Raw genomic sequence first — 11,658 nt, forward strand, 5'->3', positions numbered from 1 at the left:
CGAGGTGCCACCTCACGCGCTACGCCAGCTTGCGGTGGAAGACCTCGAACATCTCCGCCACGGGGGCGGGCATGTGCATCTCGTGGTGCGTGACCCGCACGTCGTGCACTTCGAGGGTGCCCTCGACGTACGGCCGCCACAGGTGCGCGTACGACGTGTCCTCCAGGCCGGCGTTGAAATACACCACGTCGCCGCGGTAGACCGGCGACTCGAAATCCATCATCATCGCCGTGTTGTTCGCCAGGACCCTCGACATGGTGTCCAGGAACTCCTGCCGGTTGCCGGTGCGGATGTACTGGCTGAAGTCGTCCTCCAGCTCCGCCCGGAAGTCGGAGGAGTCCTTTCCGGCGTGCACCTGCTCGAAGCCGTGGCCGCCCGGCTGGGCGTCCAGTACGGCCACCAGGGCGACCTCGTGGCCGCGCCGGTCCAGGGCGTCGGCGACGGCCTGCACGACGGAACCGCCGTAGGACCAGCCGATCAGGTTGAAGGGCCCCTCCGGCTGGACCTTCAGGATCTGTGTGACGTAGTCCTCGATCATCTCCTCCACGGAGGCGGCCAGTGGCTCCACGCCGTCGGAGCCGCGGGACTGGAGCGCGTACGCGGCCCGGTCCGGCAGGTGCAGCACGAAGCTGTAGTACGCCCAGCCGAGACCGCCGCCGCCGTGCAGGAACCACACCGGCTTGCGACCCTTGCCGGGATCGCTGTTGAGGGGCAGGACGACGGCGAAGGAGTCGGCGTCGTCGTCGGGGATGCCGCCGGCCAGCATCAGCGCGGCCAGTTCGGCCACCGTGGGATACCTGATGATCGTCCTGATGGGGATGTCGATGTCGAACCGGTTGCGGATGCGGACGCTGAGCCGGGTGGCGAGCAGCGAGTGGCCGCCGAGCGCGAAGAAGCCGTCGTCGACGCCGACCCTCTCCAGGCCGAGCAGCTCGGCGAACAGCTCGCACAGCGCCCGCTCGTAGGTGTTGCGCGGCTCCCGGCTGACCGCGGTCGTCGTCTCCTCCGCCGGCAGGGCCCGCTTGTCGAGCTTGCCGTTTGAGGTCAGCGGGATCTCGGCCAGCGGGATCACCGTGGACGGCACCATGTAGTCCGGCAGGCGTCCGCGCAGGTACTCCGCCAGCTCCTCGCCGGTGACGGCGGCACCGGCCTCGGGCACGGCGTAACCCACCAGGCGCTTGTCGCCCTCGTGGTTCTCGCGGACCAGGATCACCGCCTGGGCCACCTCGGGGTGTCCGGCCAGCGCGTGCTCGATCTCGCCCAGTTCGATGCGGAAGCCGCGGATCTTCACCTGGGAGTCGGCGCGTCCCACGTACTCCAGCCGGCCCTCGCGGTCCCAGCGGACCAGGTCGCCGCTGCGGTACATCCGCTCGCCGGGCTCGCCGAACGGGCAGGCCACGAAGCGCCCCGCGGTCAGGCCGGGCCGGCCGTGGTAGCCGCGGGCCAGACCGTAGCCGCCCACGTACAGCTCGCCGGTGACGCCGGCGGGGACCGGCCTGAGGTGGGCGTCCAGGACGTGGGCGCGCAGCCCCGGCACGGCCGGACCGATCACGCCGGCCCGGTGGCGTGCGGCGGAGTACTCGTCCAGGTCGACGCGGGTGACGTGGACGGTGGTCTCGGTGATGCCGTACATGTTCACCAGCACCGGCGCGTCGGACGCGTGGCGCGTGTACCAGTCCGTGAGGCGGTTCAGGTCGAGGGCCTCGCCGCCGAAGACCACGTACCGCAGGGCCAGTTCCTGGCCGGGGGCGTCGGCGTCGGCCTGGGCGAGCTGGTAGAAGGCCGAGGGCGTCTGGTTGAGGACGGTGACCCGCTCGCGGGCGAGGAGGCGGAGGAAGTCGGCCGGGGAGCGGGAGACGTCGAAGGGGACGACGACCAGGCGTCCGCCGTGCAGCAGCGGGCCCCACAGCTCCCACACCGAGAAGTCGAAGGCGTAGGAGTGGAAGAGGGTCCACACGTCGTCCGCGCCGAAGCCGAAGTCCCGGGTGGCGGTGAAGAGTCCGACCACGTTGCGGTGCGGCACCGGCACGCCCTTGGGGCGGCCGGTCGACCCGGAGGTGTAGATGACGTACGCCGGGTGCGCGGGGCGCAGGACGGTGCGGCGCTCGGCGTCGGTGAGGTCGGCGGCGGACTCCGCGTCGAAGGCGTCCGCGCGGTCGAGGCGGACGACGGGGAGGTCGTGGGCTAGGTCTCCGGCGGCGCCGCCCGTGACCAGCAGGACCGGTGCCGCGTCCTCGACGATGTAGGCGATGCGGTCGGCCGGCGAGTCGGGGTCGATGGGCAGGTAGGCGCCGCCCGCCTTGAGCACCGCGAGGAGCGCGACGACGAGGTCCGCCGAGCGCTCCAGGCAGACGCCGACCAGGGACTCGGGGCCCACTCCCCGGGCGACCAGGTGCCGTGCGAGCCGGTTGGCCCGGGCGTTCAGCTCGCCGTAGGTGAGCGAGGTGTCCTCGTGCACCACGGCGACTTCGCCGCTCCGGCGCGCGGCCTGCCGCTCGAACAGCTCCACCAGGGTGACCTCGTCAATGGTCCCGCCGGCGGTGTTCACGCCGAACAGCAGCCGCTCGCGCTCCGACGCGCTGAGCACGTCGACCTCGCCGACCCGCAGGCCCGGGTCGGCGGCGAGCTGCTCCAGCACCCGCACCAGCCGGGCGGCGATCTCCTCGGCGGTGCCGCGGTCGAACAGGTCGGTCGCGTACTGGAGGTCGCCGCGCAGCGCCCCCGTGGCGTCCACGGCCAGGAAGAACGTCAGGTCGACCATGGCGGTCGACGGGATGGCCTGCTCGAACCTCATCTCCAGGCCGGGCAGCGCGAGGTCCGGCTTCTCGTAGCTCTGCCAGGAGAAGATCACCTGGAACAGCGGCTGGTAGGCGGCGGAGCGGTCGGGGTTGATCGCCTCGACCACCACGTCGAACGGCACGTCCTGGTGCTCGTAGGCGCTCAGCGCCTTGTCGCGCACCTGCGCCAGCAGCTCCCTGAAGGGCGGGTTGCCGGAGAGGTCGGCGCGCAGCACCTGGGTGTTGACGAAGCAGCCGATCATGTCGGCCAGGGCCTCGTCGGTGCGACCGGCGATCGGGGAGCCGATCGTCACGTCCTCGCCGCCGCCGAGCTTGCCCAGCAGCACCGCCAGCGCGGACTGCACCACCATCGACAGGCTCATCCCGCGCTCGTCGGCGAGCTTCTGCAGCCCGGCCGCCACCTCGGGGCCCGCCTCGATGGCGACCGTGTCGCCGCGTGAACTGGCCTCGGCGGGCCGCGGCCGGTCCAGCGGCAGGCTCAACGGCTGCGGCACGCCGTCGAGTTCTCCGCGCCAGTACTCGATCTGCGCCGCGGCGAGACTGGCCGGGTCGGCGACGTCGCCGAGCACCTCGCGCTGCCACAGCGCGTAGTCCTTGTACTGGAGCGGCAGTTCCTCCCACGCCGGCGCCCCGCCGCCCAGGCGGGCGGTGTAGGCGGCGACCAGGTCCCGCATCAGCGGGGCGCTGGAGCTGCCGTCCGAGGCGATGTGGTGGATGACCAGGACGAGGACGTGCTCCTCGGGCGAGCAGCGCAGCAGGGTGGCGCGGAAGGGCAGTTCGGCGGCGAGGTCGAAGCGGTGCGCGACCGCCCGGTCGACCTCGGCGGGCAGCTCCTCGGGGCTCACCTCGGCCACCGGGACGGCGAGCCGGGCCTCCTCCGTCGGCCACACCCGCGCGTACGGCTCGCCCTCGTCGTCGGTCAGGTAGGTGGTGCGCAGGATCTCGTGCCGTCCGACCACGTCGTGGAGGGCCCGCACCAGGGCGTCCCGGTCCAGGGTGCCGGTCAGCCGGAACGCCGCCGATATGTTGTAGGTCGCCGCCCCGCGCTCCAGTCTGTGCAGCAGCCACATGCGGCGTTGTGCGAATGACAGGGGGATCATGGGCTTCACTCCTTGTTGAACATCTGGCGCATACTCGGGCGGCGGGGAGCGGCCGATGCCTCCGACCACGCGGCGAGCGCGGCGACCGTCGGCTGGTCGAAGACCTGGCGGATGGGGATCTCGACGCCCAGTTCGGCGCGGACGCGGCTGATCAGCCGGGTGGCGAGCAGGGAGTGCCCGCCGAGTGCGAAGAAGCCGTCGTCGAGGCCGACCCGGTCCACGTCGAGGACCTCCGCGAACAGCTCGGCCAGGGCCTTCTCGCGGGCGGTACGGGGCTCGCGGTAGGGGGCGCTGGTGAACTCCGGCTCGGGCAGCGCGCCCCGGTCCAGCTTGCCGTTGGGCATCAGCGGCAGCCGGTCCAGGAGCACGACGGCGGAGGGGACCATGAACTCCGGCAGCCGCTCTGCGGCGAACCGGCCCAGCTCCGCCGAGGTGGTACCGCCCGAGGGCACGGCGTACGCGACGAGCCGCCCGGCCGCGCCGGTGCCGCGGACGACCACGGCGGCCTGGGCGATGTCGGGGTGCGCGGTCAGCGCCGCCTCGACCTCGGCCGGTTCGACGCGGAAGCCGCGCACCTTGACCTGGGTGTCCGCGCGGCCCGCGTACTCCAGCAGGCCCTCGGTGTTCCACCGGGCCAGGTCGCCGGTGCGGTACATGCGCGCGCCGGGCGGGCCGTACGGGTCGGCGACGAACCGCTCGGCGGTCAGCGCGGCCCGGCGGTGGTACCCGCGGCCCACGCTGCCGCCGACGTACAGCTCGCCGACCGCGCCCGGCGGTACGGGGCCGAGGCCGGGGTCGAGGACGTAGGCGCGCATGTTGCCGAGCGGGGTGCCGACGGGGGCGTTGCCCGGCGCGTCCGGCTCGCCCGTGCCGTCGGCGAGGGTGCAGGTGGTGGCGTAGAACGACTCGCTCTGTCCGTAGGCGTTGACGATCCGCGCCCCCGGGAAGGCGCCGCGCACCTTCCGGACGAGGGCGAGGGGCAGGGCCTCGCCCGCGAAGACGAGCGTCTCGACGGCGGTGCGGTCGGCGATCTGGTCGACGAGTTCGGCGAAGGCGGACGGCACGGTGGAGATGACGGCACCGCTCCAGGCCTTGCGCTCCCCCAGCACCAGGACGTCCCGGACCAGTTCGACGATCCCGCCGGTGGCGAGCGTGGTGAAGATCTCGAAGGCCGAGACGTCGAAGTTGACCGAGGCGCCGGCCAGCATGCGCTTGCCCGGTCCGAGTTCGAGGCGGGAGGCGAGCCGCAGCACGCCGTTGACCACGTTGGCGTGGGTGATGGCGACGCCCTTGGGCGTGCCGGTGGAGCCGGAGGTGTACATCACGTACGCCAGCTGCCCCGCGTGCACCGGCGGTGCCGGGGCCGGCGGAGCGGCGGCCGGGTCGAGCGTGTCGAGCAGGAGGTCCGGGGCGTCGTGACCGGGCAGCGTCGCGGCCGTCGCGGTGTCCGTCAGGACCAGGCGGGGCCGCGCCTCGCGGAGGATGGACCGCAGGCGCTCGCCCGGGTAGCGGGGGTCGGCCGGGAGGTACGCGCCGCCCGATCTGAGGACCGCGAGCAGGGCGACCACCAGGTCCGCCGACCGGGGCAGGGCCACGGCGACCACCGACTCGGGGCTCACGCCCCGCCGGGTCAGTTCGCCGGCCAGACGCGCGACCCGGTCGTCCAGTTCCCGGTAGGTGAGCGTGACGTCGCCGGCGACGAGGGCGGTCTCGTCCGGGGTGCGTGCCGTCTGCGCCTGGACGAGCCCGCCGATCGTGGTGGCCGGCGTCGGGGCGGCCGTGTCGTTGAACCGGTCGAGGAGCAGGCGGCGTTCGGCCGGCTCCAGGACGTCCAGCCGGCCGGCCGGCAGCTCGGGGGTGGTGGTGAGCTGCTGGAGGACCCGGACGAGCCGGGCGGCGCAGGTCCGCACCGTCTCCCGGTCGAGGACGCCCTCCGCGTACTGGAGGTCGAGCCGCAGCTCCGGTTCGACCAGCGCCATCAGGGTCAGCGGATAGTTGGTGCCGGTGGCGGCGGTCATGCCGGTGAGGGTGATCCCGGCGGTGGCGTCGAGGGCGGCGCCGAGGCCCTCCTGGTCGACGGGGTACGACTCGAAGACCACCAGGGTGTCGAAGAGGGACTGGAGTCCGGTGGCCCGCTGGATCTCGGTGAGCCCGTGGTGGTGGTGGTCCAGCAGGCCGGCCTGGCGGTCCTGGAGGCGGGTGAGGATCTCGGCGAGGGTGTCCCCGGGCCCGTACCGGACGCGGACGGGGACGGTGTTGATGAACAGGCCGACCATCGACTCGACGTCGCTCACCGCGGGCGGGCGCCCGGAGACGGTCGCGCCGAACACCACGTCCTGGCGTCCGGTGAGCCGGCCGAGCAGCAGCGCCCAGGCGCCCTGGATGAGGGTGTTGACGGTGACGCCCAGCGCGGCGGCGCGGCGGGCGACGCCGCGGGCCGTCCCGGGCTCCAGCGGGACCTCGACCCGGCCGAGGCCTTCGTCGCCCGCGCTCACGGCGCCGGGGACGAGCAGCGTGGGCTCCTCCAGCCCGTCCAGCTCGGCCGCCCAGGCGCGGGCCGACTCCTCCTGGTCCTGCCGCGCGCGCCAGGTCAGGAAGTCGCCGAAGCCGCGGGCGGCGGGCAGGGCGGCGCCGTCGCCGTCGAAGGCGTAGAGCAGCAGCAGGTCCCGCATCAGCAGCGGCGTGGACCAGCCGTCGAACAGGACGTGGTGGGCGGTCATCACCAGTTCGGTGCGGTCGGGTCCGAGGACGGCCAGGGCCAGCCGGAACAGCGGCGGGGCGGCCCGGTCGAAGTGGGCGGCCCGGTCCTCGGCGAGGAAGCGCTCGAACGCCTCCGTCCCCTCCGCGCCGTCCGTCGCGCGCAGGTCGAGGTGGCGCCAGGGCAGGGTCGCCTCGCGCGGGACCACCTGCACCACGTCGCCGTCGGCCTGCTCGACGTAGGCGGCGCGGAGGTTGGCGTGCCGGTCCAGCAGTGCCTGCCCGGCGCGGCGCATCCGCTCCGGGTCGACGTCGCCGCGGAGGTGGAAGACCATCTGCATGTGGTAGGCGTCGAAGGACGACGTCCCGGCCAGCATGGTGTGGAAGAGCATCCCGGACTGCGCGGGGGTCACCGGCCACACCTCGGTCAGCCGGCCGAAGCGCTCCTCCCAGGCGTCGATCTCCTCCTGGGCCACCCGGACCAGCGGTGCGTCGCTCGGCGTCGGTCCGCCCGCTCCGGGGGTGGCGGCGTGCCGGGCCAGGGCGGTCAGCGCCTCGACCCACAGCCCGGCCAGCTCGGTGACCTCGTCGCGCGAGAGCACACCGGTCGGGAAGCCGAAGTAGGCGGTCAGCTCGTCGCCTTCGGGGGTGGCGCCGGCGACCGCGTTGATCTCCAGCGCGGAGAGCACCGGCAGGTCGGCGTCGGGCGCGGCGATCAGGTCGCGGTGCCCGGGGTCCGGGGTCCAGCCCTGGCCGCGCAGTTCCTCGGGGATGTCCGCCGCGGAGGACTTGCCGAGGTAGTTGAAGCCGACCTGGGGCGTGCGCAGCCCGGCGAGGTGGGCGGCGGTGCCGGGGTTGAGGTGGCGCAGCATGCCGTAGCCGACGCCGTGGTCCGGTAGCGCGCGAAGCTGCTCCTTGACGGCCTTGACCGCCCGCCCGGCCGCCGGTCCGCCGGCGAAGGCGTCGGCCACGTCGACGCCGGCCAGGTCCAGGCGCACCGGGAACATGGCGGTGAACCAGCCGACCGTGCCGGACAGGTCGGCGCCCGGCACCACGTGCTCCTCCCGGCCGTGTCCCTCCAGCCGGACCAGTGCGGTGGAGCCGGGCACGCCCCGGGTACGGCGCCAGCGGACCAGCGCGAGGGCCAGGGCGGCCAGCAGTCCGTCGTCGGCTCCGGCGCGGAACACCGCGGGCACCGTGTCGAGCAGCGTCCGGGTGACGTCGGCCGGCACCCGGACGCGGACCGTGTCCACGGTGGCGGCGACGTCGCGCGCGGGGTCGGTCTCCCGCGCGCCGAGCGGGGGTTCCTCGCCGCGCAGGATCTCCTGCCACACGGGCAGTTCCGCCTCCCGCTCGGCGGTGGCGGCCTCGTCGGCCAGGGCGTGCGTCCAGCGGCGCAGTGAGGTGCCCGCCTCGGCCCGCCGGGGCGGCAGTCCGTCGCGGACCCGCTGCCAGGAGGAGACCAGGTCGGGCAGCAGGATCCGCCAGGACACCCCGTCGACGACGAGGTGGTGCAGCACGATCAGCAGCCGGTCCGCGTCGGTGGCCGAGGTCAGCCGCACGAACTGCGCCATGACGCCCGTGTCCGGGTCGAGGCGGTCGGCCGCCGCGTCCAGTTCGGCCTGCGCGTCGGCGCCGTCCCAGGGGACCTCGCGCACCAGGGCGCCGGCGTCCACGCTGCCGGCCGGGGCCATGTGCAGGCACCGTCCGGTGCGGTCGAGCCGGGATCTGAGGACGTCGTGGCGGTCCAGTACGGCCTGAAGGGTGGCGGCCAGTCGCGGCCGGTCGATCTCCTCGGGGAGGACCAGCAGCGCGGACATGCAGAACCGGCCGAGACCGCCGCCGAGTTCGAGGACGTGGGCCGCGGTCGGCGGCAGCGGGCAGGACCCGGTCCCGCCGCCGGGCAGCTCGGCCAGGGTCACCGGTTCCCGCTCCGCGCGGCCCTCGACGAGTTCCGCGAGGCGGACGACCGTGCGGTGTTCGAAGACCTCCCGGGTGCTGACCGTGACGCCCCGCGTCTTGGCCCGGGCGACGACCTGGATGGAGCGGATGCTGTCGCCGCCGCTGGTGAAGAAGTCGTCGTCGACGCCTATCCGTTCGGCGCCGAGTACGTCCGCGTACACCTCGGCGAGGATCCGCTCGGTGGCGGTGCGCGGCTCCCGGTACTCGGCGGCGGTGAACTCCGGATCGGGCAGCGCGGCCCGGTCCAGCTTGCCGCTGGCGGTCAGCGGGAGCCGGTCCAGCACGACGAGCAGCGCGGGCACCATGTAGTCCGGCAGCCGCCCGGCGGCGAACCGCCGCAGCTCCGCGGCCGGGACGGCGGCGGGGTCCGTGCCGCCGTCCGCGGTGCGGGCCGGTGCCACGTAGCCGACGAGCCGGGCCTTCCCCGCGGGGTCCTCGCGCACGGTGACCACGGCCTGGCCGACCGCGGGGTGCTGGGCGAGGACCGTCTCGATCTCGGTGGGCTCGACGCGGATGCCGTTCACCTTGACCTGGGTGTCCGCGCGCCCCGCGTACTCCAGCCGGCCCTCGCGGTCCCACCGCGCCAGGTCGCCGGTGCGGTACATCCGCGCGCCGGGTGCGCCGAACGGGCAGGGCACGAAGCGCTCGGCGGTGGCCCGTCCGTCGCGGTGGTAGCCGCGGGCGAGCCGCCCGGCGACGTACAGCTCGCCGACGACGCCGGGCGGCACCGGGGCGAGGTCCGGGCCGAGGACGTGGGCGCGCATGTTGGCGAGCGGGCGTCCGACGGGGACCGCGCCGGTCTCCCCGGTCTCCTCCGGCACGGTGTGCGTGGTGGCGTAGAAGCTCTCGGTCTGCCCGTAGGCGTTGACGACGCGGACGCCGGGCAGGGCGTCGCGGACCTTGCGCACCAGGCCGGCCGTGAGGGCCTCGCCGGCGAAGACGACGGTCTCCACGTCGAGTCCGCCGCCGCTTCGGCCGGTGGCGGCGAGTTGGTCGAGCAGGGCCGAGAAGACGGTGGGCACGGCGCTGATCGTGGTGCCCGACCACGGGTCGCGTTCGGCGAGTTCGAGCACGTCGCGGACGATCTCGACGCTGGCGCCCGCGGTGAGGGCGGTGAAGATCTCGAAGACGGAGACGTCGAAGTTCACGGACGTCGCGGCGAGCATCCGGGACCCGGCCCCGACGCCCACGGTGCGGCGCAGGTCCCGCACTCCGTTGACGACGGCGCCGTGCGTGACGGCGACGCCCTTGGGGGTGCCGGTCGAGCCGGAGGTGAACATCACGTAGGCGAGGTCGTCCGCCGAGACGCGGGGGCCGGGGGCCGGGGGCGCCGGGGCGTCCAGGTCCAGCTCCTCCAGGCGGAGCACGGGAGGGCGGCATCCGGCGACGCTCGCCGCCGCCTCGTGGCCGGTGAGCACCAGCGCCGGGCGGGCGGTGTCGAGCAGCAGGCCGACCCGTGAGGACGGGTATCCGGGGTCGACCGGGAGGTAGGCGCCGCCGGCCTTGAGCACGGCCAGTGTGCCGACGACCAGGTCGGCGGTGCGCGGCAGGGCCACGGCGACCAGGACGTCCGGACCGACGCCGTGCTCGCGCAGCACGGCGGCGAGACGCCCGGCTCGGTCCTCCAGTTCCCGGTACGTCAGCGCGGTACCGGCGGACACCACCGCCGTCGCGTCGGGGGTGCGGGCCGCCTGGGCGGCGACCAGCTCCGGCACGGTCGACGCAGGCACCGGGGCCGCCGTGTCGTTCAGCCGCGCCAGCTGGTCCCGTTCGGCGTCGCTGCGCACGTCCACCGCGGCGAGCGGCGCGCCGGGATCGGCGACGACCTGGCGCAGGACGCGCAGGAAGCGGTCGACGATCGCCTGGGCCGTGGTGTGGTCGAAGAGCTGTGCGGCGTACTCCAGCCGCCCGTAGGCGCCGCCGTCGGCCTGCGGGACGACGTTGAAGAACAGGTCGAACTTGGCGCTGCCGGTGTCCGCCGCGACGGGGGTCGCCCTGAGACCCGGCATCTCGATGCGCGGCCACACGAACTGCCAGGCCAGCATGGTCTGGAAGAGCGGCTGGTAGGAGGTGGCGCGTTCGGGGCCGAGCAGCTCCACCAGCCGCTCGAACGGCATGTCCTGGTTGTCGTAGGCGGCGAGGGCCTTGTCGCGCACCTGCTCCAGGAGGCCGCGGAAGGTCGGGCCGCCGGACAGGTCGGCGCGCAGCACCCAGGTGTTGACGAAGAAGCCGATCAGGTCGTCGAGCTGTTCGTCGGCGCGCCCCTCGATGGGGCTGCCGATGGTCAGGTCGGTGCCGCCGCCGAGTTTGTGCAGGAGGACCGCGAGCGCGGCCTGGGCGGCCATCGGCGGCGTGGCCCCGTGCTCGGCGGCCAGCCGGCCGAGCCCGGTGAGCAGGTCGGGGGCCAGCTCGAAGGAGACGTGGCCGCCGCGGTGGTCGGACATCGTGGGGCGGGGCCGGTCCAGCGGGAGCTGGACCGGCTGCGGCACCCCTGCCAGCTCCTGGCGCCAGTAGTCGATCTGCGAAGCGGCGACCGACTCGGGGTCCGCCTCGTCGCCGAGGACCTCCCGCTGCCACAGCGTGTAGTCCTTGTACTGCACCGGCAGCGGCTCCCACCGGGGGGCATCGCCCCGGCGGCGGGCCGTGTACGCCGACACCAGTCCCTGGAGGAAGGGGGCCATGGAGGCGCCGTCCACCGCGATGTGGTGGAAGACGAACGCGACGACGTGCTCCTCGGGGGAGAGCCGCAGGACGGTGACGCGCAGGGGCAGCTCCGTCTCCAGGTCGAAGCCCTCGCGCAGCTCCTCGCCCAGTGCGGCGTCCAGCGCGTCCGCCGTCACGTCGGCCACCCGGAACGGGACGACTGCCTCCCGCGCGGGCAGGACGCGCTGCTCGGGGGTGCCGTCCGCGTTCTCGGCGATCAGGGTGCGCAGTGTCTCGTGCCGGGTCACGACGTCCGTCACGGCCGCGGCCAGGGCCGCGGTGTCCAGCGGCCCTTCCAGGCGCAGCGCGAAGGGGATGTTGTAGGTCGCGGACGGGCCTTCCAGACGGTGGAGGAACCACAGCCGGCGTTGGGCGAACGACAGCGGAATCATCGGCGC

2 protein-coding genes are annotated in these 11,658 nt (G+C 74.2%); both read right to left on the bottom strand.

The window, feature by feature from the left end:
- Nucleotides 1–19 precede the first annotated feature (19 nt).
- Nucleotides 20–3,898 carry a non-ribosomal peptide synthetase gene (locus tag IE108_RS32485; RefSeq protein ID WP_064732279.1) on the bottom strand — a complete coding sequence of 1,293 codons (3,879 nt, stop codon included), beginning with the start codon at nt 3,896–3,898 and terminating at the stop codon, nt 20–22.
- 5 nt (nt 3,899–3,903) lie between these two features.
- Nucleotides 3,904–11,652, bottom strand: coding sequence for a non-ribosomal peptide synthetase (locus IE108_RS32490; RefSeq protein ID WP_064732278.1), 7,749 nt, complete (start codon nt 11,650–11,652; stop codon nt 3,904–3,906).
- Nucleotides 11,653–11,658 lie beyond the last annotated feature (6 nt).

This window comes from Streptomyces parvulus (assembly GCF_014648855.1).
Lineage (GTDB): Bacteria > Actinomycetota > Actinomycetes > Streptomycetales > Streptomycetaceae > Streptomyces > Streptomyces parvulus.